The organism is Erwinia sp., assembly GCF_031978025.1.
Taxonomy (GTDB): domain Bacteria; phylum Pseudomonadota; class Gammaproteobacteria; order Enterobacterales; family Enterobacteriaceae; genus Erwinia.
In genome coordinates, this window is record NZ_DALZCD010000060.1 from 1 (window position 1) to 18,689 (window position 18,689).

General features: G+C 51.7%; 21 protein-coding genes and 1 pseudogene. 8 read left to right on the forward strand and 14 right to left on the reverse strand.

Going from position 1 to position 18,689, the window contains the following annotated elements:
• From RTK32_RS06875 to gmk, 5 genes are all read right to left on the reverse strand, one after another.
• Nucleotides 1-566 (reverse strand): OB-fold nucleic acid binding domain-containing protein (locus RTK32_RS06875; protein ID WP_312042747.1); only part of this gene is annotated, 566 nt, incomplete at its 3' end.
• Entirely contained in the window at nt 563-1,261 is a 699-nt protein-coding gene (gene trmH, locus RTK32_RS06880) for a tRNA (guanosine(18)-2'-O)-methyltransferase TrmH (protein WP_312042731.1), read from the reverse strand. The genes trmH and RTK32_RS06875, both read right to left, overlap by 4 nt.
• A 3-nt stretch (nt 1,262-1,264) precedes the next feature.
• Nucleotides 1,265-3,379 carry a bifunctional GTP diphosphokinase/guanosine-3',5'-bis pyrophosphate 3'-pyrophosphohydrolase gene (spoT, locus tag RTK32_RS06885; RefSeq protein WP_312042748.1) on the reverse strand — a complete coding sequence of 705 codons (2,115 nt, stop codon included), beginning with the start codon at nt 3,377-3,379 and terminating at the stop codon, nt 1,265-1,267.
• A gap of 22 nt (nt 3,380-3,401) precedes the next feature.
• Nucleotides 3,402-3,677, reverse strand: a complete 276-nt coding sequence (rpoZ, locus tag RTK32_RS06890; RefSeq protein WP_067709239.1) for a DNA-directed RNA polymerase subunit omega — start codon at nt 3,675-3,677, stop codon at nt 3,402-3,404.
• Nucleotides 3,678-3,730: 53 nt separating this feature from the next.
• Nucleotides 3,731-4,354, reverse strand: coding sequence for a guanylate kinase (gene gmk / locus RTK32_RS06895; protein ID WP_312042732.1), 624 nt, complete (start codon nt 4,352-4,354; stop codon nt 3,731-3,733).
• Nucleotides 4,355-4,603: 249 nt separating this feature from the next.
• Between gmk and ligB the strand changes: the two genes are divergently transcribed.
• Nucleotides 4,604-6,265, forward strand: coding sequence for an NAD-dependent DNA ligase LigB (gene ligB / locus RTK32_RS06900; RefSeq protein WP_312042733.1), 1,662 nt, complete (start codon nt 4,604-4,606; stop codon nt 6,263-6,265).
• 8 nt (nt 6,266-6,273) lie between these two features.
• Here the strand turns inward: ligB and RTK32_RS06905 are convergent, their stop codons facing one another.
• The gene (locus tag RTK32_RS06905) at nt 6,274-6,891 is read right to left on the reverse strand and encodes a trimeric intracellular cation channel family protein (RefSeq protein ID WP_312042734.1); all 618 of its coding nucleotides are present in this window, start codon (nt 6,889-6,891) and stop codon (nt 6,274-6,276) included.
• Between the two features lie 261 nt (nt 6,892-7,152).
• On the opposite strand from RTK32_RS06905, the gene RTK32_RS06910 reads away from it, so the two are divergent.
• Nucleotides 7,153-7,554: a hypothetical protein gene (locus RTK32_RS06910; RefSeq protein ID WP_312042735.1), complete on the forward strand. Its 402-nt coding sequence runs from the start codon at nt 7,153-7,155 to the stop codon at nt 7,552-7,554.
• Between the two features lie 47 nt (nt 7,555-7,601).
• Here the strand turns inward: RTK32_RS06910 and RTK32_RS06915 are convergent, their stop codons facing one another.
• From RTK32_RS06915 to RTK32_RS06935, 5 genes and pseudogenes are all read right to left on the reverse strand, one after another.
• A complete protein-coding gene (locus tag RTK32_RS06915; RefSeq protein ID WP_312042736.1) occupies nt 7,602-7,934 on the reverse strand; it encodes a zinc ribbon domain-containing protein YjdM in 333 nt (110 codons plus the stop codon).
• A 908-nt stretch (nt 7,935-8,842) separates the two neighbouring features.
• A complete protein-coding gene (locus RTK32_RS06920) occupies nt 8,843-9,289 on the reverse strand; it encodes a DUF943 family protein (protein ID WP_312042737.1) in 447 nt (148 codons plus the stop codon).
• Nucleotides 9,276-10,085: a DUF3289 family protein gene (locus RTK32_RS06925; protein WP_312042738.1), complete on the reverse strand. Its 810-nt coding sequence runs from the start codon at nt 10,083-10,085 to the stop codon at nt 9,276-9,278. Before RTK32_RS06925 ends, RTK32_RS06920 begins: the two co-directional genes overlap by 14 nt.
• A gap of 171 nt (nt 10,086-10,256) precedes the next feature.
• Nucleotides 10,257-11,469: pseudogene (locus tag RTK32_RS06930) on the reverse strand (tyrosine-type recombinase/integrase).
• Between the two features lie 190 nt (nt 11,470-11,659).
• The gene (locus RTK32_RS06935; RefSeq protein ID WP_312042739.1) at nt 11,660-12,523 is read right to left on the reverse strand and encodes a YicC/YloC family endoribonuclease; all 864 of its coding nucleotides are present in this window, start codon (nt 12,521-12,523) and stop codon (nt 11,660-11,662) included.
• A gap of 220 nt (nt 12,524-12,743) precedes the next feature.
• Here RTK32_RS06935 and rph point away from each other — a divergent pair, with 220 nt between their 5' ends.
• Together rph and pyrE are read left to right on the forward strand one after the other, a co-directional pair.
• The gene (rph, locus tag RTK32_RS06940; RefSeq protein ID WP_312042740.1) at nt 12,744-13,460 is read left to right on the forward strand and encodes a ribonuclease PH; all 717 of its coding nucleotides are present in this window, start codon (nt 12,744-12,746) and stop codon (nt 13,458-13,460) included.
• A 49-nt stretch (nt 13,461-13,509) separates the two neighbouring features.
• Complete coding sequence (gene pyrE / locus RTK32_RS06945; protein ID WP_312042741.1) at nt 13,510-14,151, forward strand: orotate phosphoribosyltransferase; 642 nt, start codon at nt 13,510-13,512, stop codon at nt 14,149-14,151.
• 33 nt (nt 14,152-14,184) lie between these two features.
• Here pyrE and slmA read toward each other — a convergent pair whose 3' ends face one another.
• The 3 genes from slmA to coaBC all read right to left on the reverse strand — a co-directional run bounded on the left by slmA (nt 14,185) and on the right by coaBC (nt 16,536).
• The gene (slmA, locus tag RTK32_RS06950; protein ID WP_312042742.1) at nt 14,185-14,781 is read right to left on the reverse strand and encodes a nucleoid occlusion factor SlmA; all 597 of its coding nucleotides are present in this window, start codon (nt 14,779-14,781) and stop codon (nt 14,185-14,187) included.
• A gap of 107 nt (nt 14,782-14,888) precedes the next feature.
• Nucleotides 14,889-15,347 (reverse strand): dUTP diphosphatase, encoded by a 459-nt coding sequence (gene dut / locus RTK32_RS06955; RefSeq protein WP_312042743.1) that lies wholly within the window; start codon nt 15,345-15,347, stop codon nt 14,889-14,891.
• Nucleotides 15,325-16,536: a bifunctional phosphopantothenoylcysteine decarboxylase/phosphopantothenate--cysteine ligase CoaBC gene (gene coaBC / locus RTK32_RS06960; RefSeq protein ID WP_312042744.1), complete on the reverse strand. Its 1,212-nt coding sequence runs from the start codon at nt 16,534-16,536 to the stop codon at nt 15,325-15,327. The genes dut and coaBC overlap by 23 nt, the downstream gene beginning before the upstream one ends.
• A 186-nt stretch (nt 16,537-16,722) precedes the next feature.
• On the opposite strand from coaBC, the gene radC reads away from it, so the two are divergent.
• The 4 genes from radC to RTK32_RS06980 form a co-directional block, all read left to right on the forward strand.
• Complete coding sequence (radC, locus tag RTK32_RS06965) at nt 16,723-17,391, forward strand: RadC family protein (RefSeq protein WP_312042745.1); 669 nt, start codon at nt 16,723-16,725, stop codon at nt 17,389-17,391.
• Between the two features lie 282 nt (nt 17,392-17,673).
• Nucleotides 17,674-17,910, forward strand: coding sequence for a 50S ribosomal protein L28 (rpmB, locus tag RTK32_RS06970; RefSeq protein ID WP_004154798.1), 237 nt, complete (start codon nt 17,674-17,676; stop codon nt 17,908-17,910).
• 16 nt (nt 17,911-17,926) lie between these two features.
• Complete coding sequence (gene rpmG, locus RTK32_RS06975) at nt 17,927-18,094, forward strand: 50S ribosomal protein L33 (RefSeq protein ID WP_001051798.1); 168 nt, start codon at nt 17,927-17,929, stop codon at nt 18,092-18,094.
• A 97-nt stretch (nt 18,095-18,191) separates the two neighbouring features.
• On the forward strand, nt 18,192-18,689 hold a 498-nt coding region (locus RTK32_RS06980), incomplete at its 3' end, for a DNA-formamidopyrimidine glycosylase family protein (RefSeq protein ID WP_312042746.1).

Genomic DNA, 18,689 nt, shown 5'->3' on the forward strand with positions numbered 1-18,689 from the left:
TGACTCAGTTCCGGCGGCAGAAGTTCGACAATAGGGCAGGTATCCTGCAGCTTTAGCGCTTGATCGGTCAAATTACGCAGCGTTGCCTGGCGCACTCCTTCCGTCGTGGAGTAAACCGGCGTCAGCGTTTCCTGTAACTCTACTACGCTGTTATCGCCCTGAACGCGATACTCAGGATGAATGATTTCGGCCCCACGCTGGCCACGCTTAATTTCACCATAAGCCGTGACGCGTCGGCCAGGCGCCAGGCTGTTTTTCATTCCGGCGTTAAAATTGAAAAAGCGTAGCGTCAGGATGCCGGTGCCGTCGCTGATTTGGCAGGTCAGCATTCGGCGGCGGCCAAAAGAGATATCGCTTTGCAGCACTTCGCCTTCTACGGTGGCGTAAATATTGGGCAGAAGGTCGTTAATGGCGTAAAGCTGAGTGCGATCTTCGTAGCGAAGGGGCAGATGAAGCAGCAGATCCTGTACGGTGGTCAGCCCGAGTTTTGCCAGCTTGCCAGCCTGGCTTGCGCCAACGCCGGCAAGCATGCTGAGCGGAATGGCATCCATCAGGCGGCCCGTCATTTTTTGCGTACCGATGCCTGCATGGTGGCCCACCAGTCCGGATCGGCGATTACCTCGCCCGTCTCGCTAATGAGCGGATAAGGTAAGCCTTTATGTTTGGCAACCCGGGCCAGAACGGGATAGCCGCCCTCGAAAAGCAGACGCTGCTGGTCGTGCCAATCAAGCAGGCTCTCCTGACGCTGATACATGCCAGCGTTCTGGCGCTGGCGCTGCGCTTCATAGAGGATGAGCGCCGAAGCCACGGAAACGTTCAGCGATTGCACCATGCCTACCATAGGAATAACGATCTCCTGGTCGGCCAGTTCAAGCGCCTGTTGGGTAATACCGGTTTTTTCCTGACCCATTAATATACAGGTCGGGCGGGTGTAATCGATCTCGCGGAAATCTACCGCTTTATCAGAGAGGTGCGTAGCCAGGATCTGCATCCCCTGGCCCTTAAGATGCGTAACCGCCTCGGCTATAGTCGGATGCGTTTTTACCTGCACCCAGCTATTGCTCCCGGCAGCGGCAGAAGCCATCGTACGCATCCGGCTGCCCGGCCAGATCGCATGGACTTCGTGCACGCCAACCGCATCCGCCGTGCGTATAACCGCAGAGACGTTATGCGGTTTGTGCACCAGTTCCATACAGACGGTCAAATCATGCTGGCGGGCGGCCAGCATTTCACGAATACGGGCAAAACGTTGAGCATTCATGCGCTAGTTTCTGTTGCGGTGAACTTTAATCACGTCAGGCATTACGCGGATTTTGCGCATAATGTTTGCCAGATGAACGCGATCGCGTGCCGTCAGACGGATAAAGGCGCTATAAACCCGGCCATCTTTCTCTTCCGTGTTCAGGCTCTGAATATTTGATCCGGCGGTATTAATGGCGGCCGTCAGGTTTGCCAGCGCGCCCTGATGGTTAAACATATCCACCTTGATCTCCGCTACGAACTCCTGCTCGGTCACCTTATCCCATTCCACCGCCATAAATTTCTCCGGCTCTTTTTGGTAGCCTCGGATGTTCCGGCAGGATTCATGGTGTACCACCAGGCCTTTGCCAGGGCTGACATGCGCGACGATAGGATCGCCGGGAATAGGACGGCAGCACTTGGCAAACGTAATCAGGACGCCATCGGCACCTTTGATAGGCAGCTTGCCACGCGACGGCGTGCCGGAGACAACCGGCGCAGGCTGGTCGCTCTGCTGCAGGTTTTTTGCCACCACCACGCTCATGGCGTTACCCAGGCCAATCTCTGCCAGCAGATCGTCCAGCGTAGCCAGCTTCATGCGTTCCAGCTCGTGTTGAATGCTTTCCGGCGAAATCTCGGCCAGCTTCCGGCTGCCCCCCAGCGCATGATTCAGCAGACGTCGACCCAGGCTGACGGAATCGTCGCGCTTGAGGTTTTTCAACAGCTGGCGAATTTTGGCTCGTGCTTTGGAGCTGACCACAAAGTTCAGCCAGGCGGCATTAGGCCGTGCGCCCGGTGCTGTAATGATCTCAACGGTCTGCCCGCTGGTCAGTGGCTGAGAAAGCGGGTAGGGTTGGCGATCGACACGCGCGCCTACACAGGCATGACCAATATCGGTATGCACAGCATAGGCAAAATCGACCGGCGTCGCGCCCGCAGGCAGTTCAACTATGCGGCCTTCAGGCGTGAAAACGTAAATCTCATCGGGGAAAAGATCCGATTTTACGCTTTCGATAAATTCAAAGGAGCTGCCCGCACTTTGTTGCAATTCCAGCAGGCTTTGCAGCCAGCGCTGGGCGCGGATTTGTGCCGTAGTGCTGCTTTCGCCCTGTTCTTTATAAGCCCAGTGCGCCGCGACACCCATCTCTGCCATCTGATCCATATCTTCCGTACGGATCTGCACCTCAACCGGCACGCCATGCGGACCGATCATCGAGGTATGTAGCGACTGATAGCCGTTGGCCTTGGGGATAGCGATATAATCTTTTACCCGGCCCGGACGAGGCTTATAAAGACTGTGCATCTGGCCCAGCACCCGGTAACAGGTATCCACATCGTGGACGATGACCCTGAAGGCGTAAATATCCATAATGGAATGGAAACGCTGCTCTTTCAGGTGCATTTTGCAATAGATAGAATAGAGGTGTTTTTCCCTGCCGCTGACGCGACATGGAATACCGGCTTCCTGCAGACGGCCGTCAATTTCCGCAAGGATTTTTTGGATCATCTCTTTACGGTTGCCGCGTGCCGCTTTCACTACCTCTTTGATCACGCGGTAGCGGTTAGGATAGAGCGCCTCGAAACCCAGCTCTTCCAGCTCGGTTTTCAGATGGTGAATACCCAGGCGATGCGCGAGCGGGCTGTAAATCTCTAGCGTTTCCAGCGCGATACGGCGGCGTTTATCTGGCCGCAGCGAGCCCAGCGTACGCATATTGTGCGTGCGGTCAGCCAGCTTGATCAGAATGACGCGGATATCCTGCACCATCGCCATGATCATTTTGCGAAAGTTTTCGGCCTGCGCCTCTTTCTTGTCGCGGAATTTCAGCTTGTCGAGCTTGGAGACCCCTTCTACCAGTTCAGCAACGTTCTTACCGAACAGCTGTTCCATATCCTGATAGGTTGCGGGGGTATCCTCAATAACATCGTGCAGAAGCGCGGCCATGAGCGTTTCATGGTCGAGCTTCATTTCCGCCAGAATACAGGCGACAGCAACCGGATGGGTAATATAAGGCTCACCGCTGGAGCGAGTCTGTCCCTCGTGAGCATCACGTGCGACAAGGTAAGCTTGCTTGAGGCGCTTTATCTGGTCCTCAGGCAAGTATTTTTCAATCAGTTGATTGAGACTTTCAAACAGATACAAGGGCGAGCCTTCCGGCTGATGATTAACGACGACCTTCAGCAATAGCGGTAACAGCCTGCAGTTCTGCTGCTTCCTGATCCTGCTGTTCCTGACGATCACGGACATCCAGAATCTGGTTGGTGATCAGACCTTCTTCGATCTCGCGCAGCGCGATAACGGTAGACTTGTCGTTTTCTTCCGGAACCAGAGGATCTTTACCGCCAACCTGCATCTGGCGTGCGCGACGAGCGGCGACCAGAACCAGGTCAAAACGGTTACCAATTTTTTCTACTGCGTCCTGTACGGTTACGCGTGCCATAAGTGTGATACTCCACGGTTGACGAAATGACTGGGCATCATACTGAGTTGTCCTCAGTCTGCCAACAGTTTGCTGATTAAAGCATCATGACGGGATTTTTGACGGCCCATTCGCAGACGCTCGGCGCGAATAATGGTTTTCAGATCGGACAGCGCCAGGTCGAAATCATCATTCACAATAAGGTAGTCATATTCCGCGTAGTGGCTCATTTCCGCGACGGCCTGTGCCATACGTCGGGTAATGACCTCTTCGCTATCCTGTCCGCGGCCACGCAGGCGGCGATCCAGCTCGTCCTTTGACGGTGGTAACACAAAAATGCTGCGCGCTTGCGGCATTTTCTGACGGATTTGCTGCGCACCCTGCCAGTCGATATCTAAAAAGACATCCACGCCAGTCGAGAGCACCTGCTCGATCGTCCTGCGTGACGTGCCGTAATAGTTGCCGAACACTTCGGCGTGCTCCAGAAAGGCATCTTCTTCGATCATACGACGAAATTCGTCATGGTTTACAAAATAATAGTGTTCACCATGGTTTTCACCCGGACGCACGCCCCTGGTGGTATGGGAAATCGACACCTGAGTGTCATACAGCGGTTGCGTCTTTAACAGCGCGGTAATCAGGCTGGATTTACCCGCGCCGCTTGGTGCTGAAACAATAAAAAGTGTGCCTTGAGCCATGATGATTTCTTGATATGCCAGTCGGAGTTTACTTCCTGCACAGTATACACGGGTGGAAGGCAGGATGCAGCGTTTCGGCTGTTCAGCGCTATTTTTTCTCAAAAAATGGAAGATGCCTCGCGGTACTGATGACACGTTTCATGTTAGGCAAAAAAACGCTACGACACGTTTTCCATAGGCAAGCTTTCGCTATCGCCATGGCCGGCCTTTGTCGGTTTACTGACAGCAGAGCAACGAGGGAGTGTGAAAATGCGAAGCATAGTGATGATGTTCAGCCTGGGAGGATGCGCCGTTGCGCAAGCGCTTTGCCCCGTCTGGGCGCCTGGCCGGGTAGAGACAGAGATGATGGCGCTGGCAAAACAGCTCAGCGCGTGGGACCGCGCTTACTACGAGCAGGGGATAAGCCTGGTACCGGATGAACGTTATGATGCTTTAGAAAAAACGTATCGCGACTGGCAGCGCTGCTTCCGGCCAGAAAGCAAGCCGCATTCACCAACGCTTGCGAAAAACGGTAAGGTAAGACATCCGGTGCCGCATGTTGGCGTCAAAAAGCTGTCTGACAGGCAGGCGGTGGCGCGCTGGATGACGGGCAAACAACCGTTGTGGGTACAGCCGAAGCTGGATGGTGTTGCCGTCACGCTCTATTACCAGCACGGGAAACTCGCGCGGGTTATCAGCCGGGGCGACGGGCTGCGGGGAGAAGACTGGACGGAGAGGGCACGCCATATCCCCGCTATTCCGCAGCAGGTTACGCTGGATTACGATCCGCTGGTGCTGCAGGGCGAGCTTTATCTCAGGATGACCGATCATCAGCAGGCCAGCCAGGGCGGCGCCAATGCCCGCGCCATCGTGGCGGGTGCCATGCGGCGTCACGATCTGTCGCCGCTGGTAGAGCAGCTGGGGATATTTATCTGGGCCTGGCCGGATGGTCCGGAGGCGATGCCGCTGCGCTTAGAGCAGTTGAGCAAAGCGGGTTTCAATATAATGAAGGCGTGGAGCAAGCCGGTTGCCAATGCGGATGACGTCGCCAACTGGCGTGAACGTTGGTTTCACCAGCCTTTACCCTTTGTTACGGATGGCGTGGTCATTCACGGTACGCCAGTAAAAGGCGCTTACTGGCTACCTGGCGATAACACCTGGTCAGCCGCCTGGAAATATACGCCGCTAAAAGTGAGTGCAGAGGTGCGCTCAATCGATTTTCCGGTGGGGCGTACGGGGAAAACAGGCGCGGTCTTAAATCTCCTGCCTTTACAGCTGGATGATAAGAAAGTCAGCCGGGTCAATATTGGTTCGCTCAGACGTTGGCAGGCGTTGGATGTTCTTCCCGGCGACCAGGTTATGGTCAGCCTGGCCGGGCAGGGCATACCGAGGCTTGATGACGTTATCTGGCGCGTACAAAAGCGAGTCAGCCCGCCCGTGCCGGATGCCGGTGCTTTCCATCCCTTGAGCTGTTTTACCTATACGCCCGCCTGTCGGGAACAGTTTCTGGCCCGTCTGGTTTGGGCAAGCGGCAAAGAGGCACTGGCAATGACGGGTGTTAGCCGTAGCAGCTGGCAGCGCCTGATGCAGGCCGGTCGACTGACTCACCTCTTTTCCTGGCTTGCACTGACGCAGGACGAGCTGCGGCAAACTCCCGATATCACACCGGCCCGGGCGGATTGGCTTTACCATCAATTTTCGCTAAGCCGACAACAGCCCTTCAGGCGCTGGGTCAAAGCGCTGGGTGTACCTCTCCCACAGCGCGCGCTTAATGCTATGGTAGATAATGACTGGTCAACGCTGTTGGCGCGGCAGGATGCTGCCTGGCAACAGTTGCCCGGTATGGGTAAAACGCTGGCCAGCCAGGTTATGCATTTTCTGCACGATCCGCAGGTGAGGCAGCTGATTACGTATTTAGACGAGGCAAAGTGATGAACTGTTTAGTGATCGGCATGAGGGTAATTGAATACCGGCAACCCCAGCCGAAAGCGCAGTGCCAGCAGGCGTGCCAGAAACCCGAACAGGAGAGTAATGATGATGGCCAACTCGTCGGAAACAGGCATTTTCAGCAGCAGGATATAGAGCCAGCCGGAAGCAAAGGCGATCCCGGCGTACAGCTCCTTCTGGAACACCAGCGGAATGCGGTTGCAGAACATATCCCGCAGCACGCCGCCGAAAACGCCGGTAATCACCGCGCTGATGGCGGCAATAATCGATGCGTGACCCATATCCAGCGCGACTTTAGTACCGATAATAGAGAAGACGGCCAGGCCCAGTGCGTCCAGCACCAAAAATACCTTACGCAGGTGCGGCATCAGCGGGGCAAGCTGCGTAGTAACAACGGCAGCAGCCGCGACGATAACAATGTACTCAGGGTGTTTAACCCACCCAAGCGGATAATGGCCAAGCAGCATGTCACGCACGGAGCCGCCGCCAATAGCGGTAACGGAAGCGATAATAATGACGCCGAACATATCCATTTTACGACGGCCTGCCGCCAGCGCGCCGGTCATGGCTTCTGCGGTGATCCCAATCAGATAAAAAACAGTAAGTAACATAACCCGCTCCTGAGCAATCGGCGGCAAGCCTGCAGGATCTCAGACAGGTTGGCGACTGGAATTTTTTGAAAAGCCGTTAAGTAAATGAGTTTACCTAATCTGAGAATAAAATAACCGGGCAGATCTCTAAGGCACCTTATTATTTTGTATAACTTTTTTAAAATTGGCTTCAGGAGCGAACTCAGTTATCCAGGACGGCCTGATTAAAGACCGTTTCGGCGTGTTGCTGAAGCCGCGCCAGCGACCACAAGGACGAGAAAAATGATGGCAGACGAGATTTTCCGACTGTTGGCAAAAGGCATTCATCCTGAAACCGGCGCAACGTTATCGCCAGCTTCTGTTGTGCATACACCCGATGCCATAAGGCTGTTGTTTGCGCTGGCGGAGGAGTTCAGGAACGTGAATTTCAGTACGATAAAGCGGAAGCAAAAAGTGAAGCTTACGGCAGAAGAGCGCCGGGAGAAGAACCGCGCGGAAGGACGGCCGGCTAATGCTTATCTGGCGTGGTCTGAAGAGCAGAAACAGGAACTGATTGTTCTTTTCCGGCAAGGATATTCTGTTAATGAGCTTGCCATACTTTGTGAGCGCTCGCCACGCTCCATCGCCATGCAGGCTGAGAAGCTGGCGCTTATCACGGTTGAGCAGGCTGCGGCTTTTAACTGAAGCGCGCGCAGCCTGTACGCTGCTTTACATGCAGGTCGCTAACCCGATCAGTTTTTCTTTACGAATTCGGATTTCAGCTTCATTGGGCCAAAGCCGTCAATTTTGCAGTCGATATTATGATCGCCTTCCACGAGGCGAATGCTTTTCACGCGTGTGCCTATTTTAAGCGGCGTGGAGCTACCTTTGACCTTGAGATCTTTGATAACCGTTACGCTGTCGCCATCAGCCAATAAATTGCCGTTGGCATCTTTAACTATCAGCGCCTCTGCCTCTTCTGCCCCGGCGGACCATACATGGCCACATTCTGGACAGTTAAACAGCGCGCCATCCTGCCAGCTGTATTCAGAATGGCATTCAGGACAGGGAGGAAGAGTTTGCATAAAAGACCTTAAAATAATCCGTAAAAAAAGAAGGGAGATTTTAACCTGGGGATGCCAGAAAACCTACCTGTCTTTGACGATGAAGCTTTCCGGTCGACGTACATCCATCAGCATCCAGGTACAAGTCTGTCCGCTCATCTGCTAACTGCTCCGTGCGGGCTCTGACAAAGGCTGGGTTTGAAACGTTCCTGCAAGGCAGACGGAATTAGCCTGAAAACATAAATCTTGCCGGCAGGTATCAGCCGATACGGGAACGCAACTCTACTTCAGGCAAGCCGCTACAATATATCGCTGATGCCGTCATCGTGCATCCATTGCCGGGCTTAAATAAGGGTGACGGCCAGAGAGCTGACATGATATTGCTTTCTTATAGGCGGTAATCACTGAGTATGTGGACAGGAAAAAATCGGATAGTGATAGAAATATTTATGACTATCAGTCATTGAAGAGAGAACGCGGGAGATGAAATCTTATTAGTTGGCCCAAGGGCTTTTCTCAGGAAAACATCAGCAAGGAGCCGGTAATTAAAGTCTTTCCCGATTTGGCGATTTGCAGAAAAAGCCCGCCACCAGGCGGGCTTTACAGGATTAGATTGAAATCTGCTTCATCTTTCATATAAGGATAAATTCTAAAATATTAATGTTCGATTATCACCAATCGGGACTGATGGTATCATTGATATTGTGCTCTATATTACTCATTTTAAATTATAAAGATAATTGCGATGTTCGAGTCCGGCCTTCGCATTAATCCATAATTATTCTTTTATAGTCAAATAGGTTGCTTTTTAAAAATTAAATACTTAGGCATCACCGCTAAACCAATAATCCTTCTTTGGCTATGCTTCGAAATATTCTATGCTCTCACTATTTCATCTTAAATCTATAGTGAGATATAGAAATTGATTTTCATTCTAATTCAACTTTTTCATCATCTTTCTGGATATATGTTTTACCGTCAATATTTATGAACTGCCTTCCATTAAGGTTGCCTCTAACAATTATCGCTATATTGTTATACACACAGTTTTCATGTTTTCCATTAGTATCATCAAAGCAGGTATAATCATCTATAGAACCATCCATTGTTCCTTTAGGTAATTCTTCATAACCATCAAAGTTCATGATGGTAACCGTAAAGTTATACGGTTTATTAACGATGTGAAATTTTTCCTGCAATAATTCTTTGTTTTTCAACCACCATTTTAGTTTCCCTTCTGTTGTCATTGGTAAATGTTCTACAAAAACAGCACCATTATCGACTCTGACTATCTTTGCTGGTCTGACAGCAATCCATATGCAATATGCAATGATCAAAACAATTACAGTTGCTACAGTCCTTTTATACTTTAACATTGGTTTCTCCTGTCAATGTTATAGTCGCTTCAAAGTTAGTGAAAAATGGTTTTTGAGCCAAATGCTTTGCACGCTGAAGTACAAACCATATCCTGAAAAAGGAAATTGAATTAAATTTAGGTTTCAGTATATCTTCTCTGCCTAATCCAAAATGATCCTGTGCTCTGTATTTGATAACCGCAGTATAGTTTTTTCCTTCAAGGGTGAGGCTTTCAATGGAAATTTCTGTACTGTTCACGTCATGAACGGTAATGCCCATTCCATTAACCCAGTCTTTCCATCTTGTGTATTTGGGTAAATGACTTTTATATAGATCATTGGTGAAATTTTCTTTGGTCAATTTCGATTTGCTAAAATCAAACTGCTCGATGCCTCTTTTTATTATGGCTCTGGTGCTGTTCGGGGAGTTATCAGACAAGATTAAGTTTGTGTATGCATTGTTCATTGCTGGATTTTGATAATCTCTTCCATTATTTCGTTGCATATGATCGAAGAGATCTTTGATTAGGCCCTGATAGGTTCCCTGAAAAGAAAATACATACGACTGCGATCTTAACTCATCATATAACATTGAAATGGCTTTTTCTTTGTTTGCTGGTGGTATTGAACTCAGATAGGGATGTTTATAGGAAGGACCAAAAGTTGTCCAGTCGATAAAAGTTGAGACTTGGCCCAGATGGTAATGCTTTTTTAATATTTCAACGTCAATGTCGCCGCTTTGCATATCATCGGCATTTCTGTCATTGAATTTTTTTTGGGTTGAGAAGATTATGAGTCTACTGTCGATTGCGTTCATTCGAAATAAATCCCTTACAGTCAAATGTGCAACCACTATACAACTATCGCTCTGTGACGCAATCAGAACTTTTCTTAACATTTTTTCAAAAAGTCAGACAGGAATTTCCTTCAAATGCGGTTTATGTCGCTGTGCCTGTTAAGGTAAGCAATCGCTGACGAACAAATTTGATTAAACCTGACTCACAATAATAAAACTTATTTTCTCTGCAACTCTTTGTAAGGTTTCTTTCCTTTCATCAAAGTAATCATACCTGTCATAAATTCCTTCGACACCTTTAAGTTTATGATTCAGGCATCTCTCCGCTGCGTGAGGCGGAATTGACAATGAAGCAAGCAAGCTTCGGCTCGTTCTTCTCAGATCATGAATGGTAAAGTACTCAATATTACCCAATACATTAGGTGGTTGCTTCTTCTTGCCTGGTTCAGCTCCAAACAACTTGGCAATTGCTCTGTTTAGAGTGTCTTTACCCATGTGCTGAGATTTGCTCACGCGGCGGTTTGGGAAGACATAAGGCGAATCCCATGCTTTGACCTTTAGCTCTTCAAGAATCTTGATAGCGAGCGGGGGAAGTGGGATGACTATGCCAATACCAGACTTACTTCTTTCTTTTGGCAGGAACCATTTTTTCTCGTCTAAATTGAATTCTGACCAGGGTGCTTCCGTTAGCTCACTTTTACGAACAGCAAGGAGTAGTAGTAGGACACAGGCAAGGTAGTTATCACGAGAGAAGCTGTCAGAGTGTTCTCTGAAAACTCTAAACACCTGACCAATTTCTTCCAGACTCAATGCTCTTTCTCTGCTTTTTTCGATTCCACCTGCATCATTGACCTTAAACGCAGAAGCTGGGTTGCTCTGAAGCAGACCAGGTTTAATGCCGTGGTCGAAGAGCTGTTTCATGTAGAGCAGGGCATCATTTGAAATAGTTGGTCTTCCACTATCTGTAATTTTTTGCAAAATAGCCCGAACATCAATGGGCGTTATTTTCGTCAAAGAAAGTTGACCAATCGTTGGGGCGATATCTTTCCTGTATACCCTCTCCGGGATTTGTGGGTACTTCAAACGCCTGACCAGGTCTTTGTGCCAGTCTTCAAACAGTCCATCTACTGTGGTCAGTTGCTTAGGGCGATTGAGTTTTCTCTCAGCAATAGGATCATCCCCGGTAGCGACTTTTCTTCGGGTATCCTCAGCGATGCTACGTACCTCGGACAGATACCTTACCTAAGGTGATTTCTCGTCTCTTAGAGTCGATTGTGTATCGAAGCATTCAGTACGCCGCACCTTTTTGTGGGACTTTCAGGTATAAGCCACGCCCATCTCCAAACCTCCCTGGTTCTCCTACTTTGATGAGCGTCTGAACCGTCCTGACAGTGAGTGAGGTCATAATCTGTCCTGATGAAAATCAATGTGGGGGGTACATTGTTATAAACTGCCAGATCGGGCTGGTAAAGCAAAAATACTCCCCCTTTTGCTAGTGGTTTTTAATAAATCCGAGAGGTTTTTAATAGATTATTTTTCAAATAAAAAAGCCCATTTAACATGGGCTTGTGTATTTATGTGGACGTTAAAAGAATTTATTCGATATTCTGAATCTGCTCGCGCATCTGCTCAATCAGCACCTTCAACTCAATTGCCGAAGTTGTTACTTCAGCATTAATTGATTTGGAGGCCAGCGTATTTGATTCGCGGTTAAATTCCTGCATCATAAAGTCGAGACGGCGGCCCACCGCTTCCTTCTTCTTCAGAATGTTATAGGTTTCTTTAACGTGAGCTTCCAGACGGTCCAGCTCTTCCGCCACGTCCACGCGCTGCGCCAGCATAATCAGTTCCTGCTCCACCCGATTACTGTCCAGTTGCACCTGCGCCTCTTCAAGCTTAGTGACCAGACGCTCGCGCTGCCATTTCAGCACGTCAGGCATCTGCGCTCGTACTTTAGTGACTTCAGTACTGACGCCTTCCAGACGCTGTTCAATCAACGATTTTAACGCGGCGCCTTCGGTTTCACGGGCGGTAATAAAGTCGTCCAGTGCAATGTCCAACGAGCTCAACAACTCTGCGGAGATGGCATCCAGATCCTGCTCCTCAGCTGCCATAACGCCAGGCCAGCGCAAAATATCGACCGGGTTGATTTCGCCCTCATCGCTTTGCATTTTGACCCAGTTCGCGGCTTTAACCAGCTGAATAGCCAGTTTTTCATTTAGCACCAGTGAACTCTGCGCGCGTGCATCCGCGTCGAAACGCAGATTACATTCGATTTTACCGCGCGTCAGGCGGTGACGAATACGTTCGCGGATCGCTGGCTCCAGACCACGAAACTGTTCAGGCAGACGGATATAGGTTTCTAAATAACGCTGGTTGACGGAACGAAGCTCCCAGGCTGCGCTGCCCCATTCGCCTTTGGTTTCACGCCGGGCGTAGGCGGTCATACTGCGGATCATTATGCGTACCCGTTTTAAAATAAGTTCAGGTGATTATAGCGGCGCTGGCCCTGCCTTAACAGGCATCTGGTCAAACTCTGACAAATCAGCAGGATTGCGGCTGCGCTCAACGTCTTGCCCGGCCAGCGAAAACCGCGTTGTCGGCAGGCTGCCGTAGGCATTCAGACGTGAAATCCGTATAATGCGCAGCCAAACACGATTTACAAGCCGGAGAAAAACCATGCGTCCAGCAGGCCGTAATGCCCACGAGGTGCGTCCCGTCACCCTGACTCGCCACTACACCAAACATGCGGAAGGCTCCGTTCTGGTTGAATTCGGTGAAACGAAAGTCCTTTGTACCGCGACCATTGAAGAAGGCGTGCCGCGCTTTCTGAAAGGCCAGGGACAGGGATGGGTAACAGCAGAGTACGGTATGTTGCCACGTGCGACCCATAGCCGTAACGCCCGCGAAGCAGCCAAAGGCAAGCAGGGCGGCCGCACCCTGGAAATCCAGCGCCTGATTGCCCGTTCGCTGCGCGCCGCGCTGGATCTGAAAGCGCTGGGCGAGTTCACTATTACGCTGGACTGTGATGTCCTGCAGGCCGATGGCGGCACGCGTACCGCTTCGATTACCGGGGCCTGCGTTGCGCTGGCGGATGCGCTCAATCATCTGGTTGCACTCGGCAAGCTTAAAGCCAACCCCATGAAGGGAATGGTCGCTGCCGTTTCTGTCGGTATCGTTAAGGGCGAAGCGCTATGTGATTTGGAATATGTTGAAGATTCCGCCGCTGAAACCGACATGAACGTGGTAATGACCGAAGATGGCCGCATGATCGAAGTACAGGGTACCGCAGAAGGCGAGCCGTTCAGCCATGAAGAGCTGTTGACGCTGCTGGCGCTGGCGCGCGGCGGTATTGATACTCTGATTCAGGCGCAGAAAGCGGCGCTACAAGACTGATTACCAGGCGACCAGAGGGTCGCCTTTTTTATGCGTGAGGAGCGAAAAAATGAAAGCCTGGCAACGCCAATTTATTGAATTTGCTATTAACAAGCAGGTCCTCAAATTTGGGGAGTTCACGTTAAAATCCGGCCGTAAAAGTCCGTATTTCTTTAACGCGGGCCTGTTTAACACCGGCCGCGATCTGGCGTTGTTAGGCCGTTTTTATGCACAGGCGCTGGTCGATTCCGCTATCGATTTTGATCTGGTATTCGGTCCGGCCTACAAAGGTATTCCTATCGCCACCACCACCGCGGTTGCGCTGGCCGATCATCACGACCGCGATGTGCCTTATTGCTTTAACCGCAAAGAAGCGAAGGATCATGGTGAAGGCGGTACGCTGGTAGGCAGCCCGTTGCAGGGCCGCATTATGCTGGTAGACGATGTCATTACCGCCGGGACCGCTATTCGTGAGTCGATGGAGATCATCGCTGCAAACAAGGCAACTCTGGCGGGCGTGCTGATTTCGTTGGATCGTCAGGAGCGAGGCCGTGGGCAAGAGTCCGCTATTCAGGAAGTCGAGCGCGACTATGGCTGTAAGGTTATTGCTATCATTACGCTGAACGAGCTGATTAGCTATCTGGAAGAGAAGCCGGAGCTGGCCGATCATCTGGCCGCCGTGCGGGCCTATCGTAAAGAATACGGTATCTGATAAATGAGGGCCGCCAACCGCGGCCCTGTTTTCTTATATCAGCTGGCTGGCAAGCAGCGGCCAACGCGTTTCAAACTCTACCGTCGGACGATAGCGGAAATCCGACCGCACAAAGCGTGACAGCAACCCTTCACAAAAAGCCAGCATTTGAGAAGCCAGTAGCGCTTCTTCTGTGCGAAAACCTTCCCCGGTACGCATTTTCTGCTCGCGCAGGACCTGCTTCAACTGCACCTCGATGCGTTCAAACAGCTGATTAATCCTGTCCTGCAGGCGGTCCTGCTCGAACATTAACGCATGACCGGTCAGAATGCGTGATAAGCCCGGATTACGCTCACCAAAGCCCAGGATCAGCTGGATAATCAGCCGCAAACGCGGCAGCGTCTCTTTTTCATCCTGTAAAATCAGATTGATGCGCGTAATCAGGCTGTCTTCAATAAACTCAATCAGGCTGTCAAACATGCGGGTTTTGCTGGGAAAGTGCCGGTAAAGAGCGGCCTCAGAAACCCCTACGCTCGCCGCCAGCTTGGCGGTAGTGATCCGCTGGCTACCATCACTGGATTCCAGCATTTGTGCCAGCGCCTGCAGTATTTCTTCGCGACGATTCCTTTTCGCACTTTTTTTCTCTGCCATGTCCTGAAAGACCCCTGAAATATCACCATGTACGGGCAAACGCCCACGCAACATCCGTGAGCCATTACGCTCACGGTGGAAATAAGGACGGGTACTCTGGTCGGCCGTTACTGACGTCCCGAGTGGCCGAAGCCGCCTTCGCCGCGCACGCTGGCGTCGAAGTCGTTAACCAGATTGAATTCAGCCTGAACGACCGGTACAAACACCATTTGCGCGATGCGCTCGCCAGGCTCAATGCTGAATGCCTGCTGGCTGCGGTTCCAGACGGACACCATCAGCTGGCCCTGGTAATCGGAGTCGATTAGCCCGACCAGGTTGCCCAGCACCACGCCATGCTTATGGCCCAGGCCAGAACGAGGCAGGATAACGGCCGCCAGCTCCGGGTCGGCAATATGGATAGCCAGGCCGGTCGGCACCAGCGTGGTCGCGCCTGGCGCCAGCTGTACCGCCTCATCCAGGCAGGCGCGCAGATCGAGACCAGCGGAGCCGGAGGTGGCATAGGCGGGCAAAGGGAAAGTGGTGCCCACGCGCGGGTCTAAAATCTTAACGTCGATTTTTTTCTTCATAACGGCTGACTATCTCGTCCAGTAATTGTTGGCCAAGGAGAGGCTTATCGCCAAGCGGTAAGGCTTTATCCCCTTCCTGCCAGAAAAGATGCAGGGCATTGGTATCGCTGTTGAAACCGTGCCCGGCTTTTGAAACATCGTTGGCACAAATCAGATCCAGATTCTTCCGAATTCTTTTTTGTCGGGCGTATTCTTCCACATTCCGGGTTTCCGCTGCAAACCCCACCACATAAGGGCGGTTTTGCTGCATAGCGGCCACTTCCGCAACAATGTCCGGATTTTTAATCATCTTCAGCAGGATCTCATCACCCTGCTTTTTGATTTTCTCGCTGGAGACTTCTGCCGCGCGATAGTCGCCGACCGCAGCCGCCGCAATAAAAATGTGCTGACTGGCCGCGGTCGCCATAACCGCCTGCTCCATCTCGAGCGCGCTTACCACGTCGATACGTTTGACGCCTGGCGGTGTGGTTAAGGCGACAGGCCCGGCAACCAGCGTGACAGTAGCGCCCCGTTTTGCAGCGGCGGCAGCCACGGCGAAGCCCATTTTACCCGAGCTGTGGTTAGTAATGAACCTGACAGGATCAAGGGATTCGCGGGTCGGCCCAGCCGTAACCATGATATTGAGGTGCGCTAAATCGTGCTGCGGCGTCGCCCAGTTAACGGCTTCGTCCACGATAGCGAGCGGATCTAACATACGGCCGGGCCCAATATCGCCGCAGGCCTGGCTACCGCTGTCTGGTCCCCAAATCATCAGGCCGCGCGCCTGCAAAACCTGAAGATTATGCTGCGTGGCGGCAGCTCGATACATTTGTTGATTCATGGCCGGAACAACGGCGATCGGCGCTGCCGTGGCCAGACAAATCGTCGTAGCCAAATCGTTAGCCATCCCCGCGGCAACGCGAGCAATAAGGTCGGCTGTGGCGGGGGCCAGTATTACCAGATCGGCCCATTTACCCAACTCGATATGACCCATCGCCGCTTCTGCTGCCGGATCGAGCAGGTCATCGCTGACCGGATGACCCGAAACGGCCTGCAGGCTCAGCGGCGTGATAAACGCTTTCGCCGCCGAGGTCAGCACGACGCGCACTTCTGCACCACGATCGCGCAGGCGTCTCACCAGCTCAGGCGCCTTATAGGCAGCGATGCCGCCGCTTACGCCCAGCACAATACGTTTACCGGTTAATGTCATATTTTCTGCTCCGTTGAGCCAGCAGGGCGCACATGCGCCGGAATTCCGCCATTTTATCACAATCCCTGCCTGCTGACTTTTAGCGCAATGACCGCTCTGTAAAGTCGCCCGGCAGACAGAACAAATGCGTGGAAAACTACTGTATATAATGCCATGATTCCGTCAGCTAAGGAAGGAGGAAAGCGGATGAAGAAGCCATGGAAAAAAATGCCGCCGCGCGAAAAGCTAGTGGCGGGCGGGGCCGGCGCGTTAACGGATACGGAACTGCTGGCAATTTTTTTACGCACTGGCGCGAACGGCGTACACGTGATGACGCTGGCGCAGCAGCTGCTGGAGGAGTTTGGTTCGCTGCATCGGCTGATGACGGCGGACAAAGACGCTTTTTTACGGGTGAAGGGCGTCGGCGTGGCGAAGTATGCCCAGCTTAACGCTATCGCCGAACTGGGCAGACGTTTTTTTACCTGTGCGGACGCGGTAAAACAGGTTATGCAAAGCCCGGGCGATATGGTGAATTTTCTCCACAGCAAGCTGGCGCATCGCGAAAGAGAAATTTTTATGGTGATTTTTTTTGATAATCAGCACCGGGTTATCCATACCAGCGAAATGTTTGCGGGCACCATAGCCAGCGTAGAGGTACATCCACGTGAAATCGTGCGTGAAGCGCTAAAGCATAACGCGGGAGCGATTGTTCTGGCCCATAACCACCCGTCGGGCATTTCGACACCCAGCATGGCAGATCGTGATGTGACTCAACAAGTTAACCACTGCTGCCAGCTGTTCAATATTCGTGTGCTCGATCACATCGTCATCGGCCAGGGTGAATATGTTTCCTTTGCGGAAAGAGGCTGGCTTTAATGGATAAAAAAGCGGCAAAGCGCCCTTTTTTCATCGCAGCCGCGGTGCTTTTTCCGTTTAAATGCGGCAATTTTGCACGATCCAAAGGGATCTTTATCTGTTCGGGACTTGAGCACCGGCGTTGCAGGGCGTATACTACGCCACCTTTGAGAATCTCGGGTTTGGCATTTGGGCCTGCTCAGCGGGTTCACATAGAACTCGCCTGGATGGGCTAAGAGCCTGACGAGGCGGCCAAGACCTTATTTTTAAAGCTCGAGCTTATTTGATTTTTGGAGAATTGACATGTCACGAGTCTGCCAGGTAACTGGAAAGCGTCCGGTGACGGGTAACAACCGTTCCCACGCAATGAACGCGACGAAACGCCGTTTCCTGCCGAACCTGCACTCTCACCGTTTTTGGGTTGAGAGCGAAAAGCGCTTCGTTACACTGCGCGTATCTGCCAAAGGCATGCGCGTAATTGATAAAAAGGGTATTGAGACGGTTCTGGCCGATCTGCGTACCCGCGGTGAGAAGTACTAAGGTAAGGAACTGAAACATGGCTAAAGGTATTCGTGAGAAGATCAAGCTGGTTTCTTCTGCTGGTACAGGTCACTTCTATACCACCACGAAGAACAAGCGTACTAAGCCGGAAAAACTGGAACTGAAGAAATTCGATCCTGTTGTCCGCCAGCACGTGATCTACAAAGAAGCTAAAATCAAGTAATTGAGTTTAGCGACTGAAAAACCCTGCCTCGGCGGGGTTTTTTCTTTTGTGCGCCTGAAAACAGTTGTTGATGTGAAAACATTTGCGGGAGGTTCGCATGCCGGAATTACCAGAGGTTGAAACCAGCCGACGCGGTATCGAACCGCACCTTGTCGGCGCCACCATTCTGCACGCTGTTGTCCGAAACGGCCGTTTACGCTGGCCGGTTTCGCATGAAATTCATAGCCTCAGCGACCAGCCGGTACTCAGCGTACAGCGCCGCGCCAAATATCTACTGTTGGAACTGCCTGAAGGCTGTATCATCATTCATCTTGGCATGTCCGGGAGCCTGCGGGTGCTGTCAGAAGAGACCCCTCCGGCCAAACATGACCATGTGGATTTGGTGATGAGCAACGGTAAAGTGCTGCGCTATACCGATCCCCGACGCTTCGGCGCCTGGCTGTGGAGCAGCGATCTCACCGCCAGCAACGTGCTGGCCCATCTCGGCCCGGAACCGCTTAGCGAAGCTTTTAACGCAGATTACCTGTTTGAAAAATCGCGCAGCAGGCGCACGCCGGTCAAGCCCTGGCTGATGGACAACAAGCTGGTGGTAGGC

What these genes read in the sequence shown, in the direction of transcription:
- trmH (WP_312042731.1), bottom strand. Translation starts at nt 1,261, where the DNA reads ATGAATGCTCAACGTTTTGCCCGTATTCGTGAAATGCTGGCCGCCCGC.
- rpoZ (WP_067709239.1), bottom strand. Translation starts at nt 3,677, where the DNA reads ATGGCACGCGTAACCGTACAGGACGCAGTAGAAAAAATTGGTAACCGT.
- gmk (WP_312042732.1), bottom strand. Translation starts at nt 4,354, where the DNA reads ATGGCTCAAGGCACACTTTTTATTGTTTCAGCACCAAGCGGCGCGGGT.
- ligB (WP_312042733.1), top strand. Translation starts at nt 4,604, where the DNA reads ATGCGAAGCATAGTGATGATGTTCAGCCTGGGAGGATGCGCCGTTGCG.
- RTK32_RS06905 (WP_312042734.1), bottom strand. Translation starts at nt 6,891, where the DNA reads ATGTTACTTACTGTTTTTTATCTGATTGGGATCACCGCAGAAGCCATG.
- RTK32_RS06910 (WP_312042735.1), top strand. Translation starts at nt 7,153, where the DNA reads ATGATGGCAGACGAGATTTTCCGACTGTTGGCAAAAGGCATTCATCCT.
- RTK32_RS06915 (WP_312042736.1), bottom strand. Translation starts at nt 7,934, where the DNA reads ATGCAAACTCTTCCTCCCTGTCCTGAATGCCATTCTGAATACAGCTGG.
- RTK32_RS06920 (WP_312042737.1), bottom strand. Translation starts at nt 9,289, where the DNA reads ATGTTAAAGTATAAAAGGACTGTAGCAACTGTAATTGTTTTGATCATT.
- RTK32_RS06925 (WP_312042738.1), bottom strand. Translation starts at nt 10,085, where the DNA reads ATGAACGCAATCGACAGTAGACTCATAATCTTCTCAACCCAAAAAAAA.
- RTK32_RS06935 (WP_312042739.1), bottom strand. Translation starts at nt 12,523, where the DNA reads ATGATCCGCAGTATGACCGCCTACGCCCGGCGTGAAACCAAAGGCGAA.
- rph (WP_312042740.1), top strand. Translation starts at nt 12,744, where the DNA reads ATGCGTCCAGCAGGCCGTAATGCCCACGAGGTGCGTCCCGTCACCCTG.
- pyrE (WP_312042741.1), top strand. Translation starts at nt 13,510, where the DNA reads ATGAAAGCCTGGCAACGCCAATTTATTGAATTTGCTATTAACAAGCAG.
- slmA (WP_312042742.1), bottom strand. Translation starts at nt 14,781, where the DNA reads ATGGCAGAGAAAAAAAGTGCGAAAAGGAATCGTCGCGAAGAAATACTG.
- dut (WP_312042743.1), bottom strand. Translation starts at nt 15,347, where the DNA reads ATGAAGAAAAAAATCGACGTTAAGATTTTAGACCCGCGCGTGGGCACC.
- coaBC (WP_312042744.1), bottom strand. Translation starts at nt 16,536, where the DNA reads ATGACATTAACCGGTAAACGTATTGTGCTGGGCGTAAGCGGCGGCATC.
- radC (WP_312042745.1), top strand. Translation starts at nt 16,723, where the DNA reads ATGAAGAAGCCATGGAAAAAAATGCCGCCGCGCGAAAAGCTAGTGGCG.
- rpmB (WP_004154798.1), top strand. Translation starts at nt 17,674, where the DNA reads ATGTCACGAGTCTGCCAGGTAACTGGAAAGCGTCCGGTGACGGGTAAC.
- rpmG (WP_001051798.1), top strand. Translation starts at nt 17,927, where the DNA reads ATGGCTAAAGGTATTCGTGAGAAGATCAAGCTGGTTTCTTCTGCTGGT.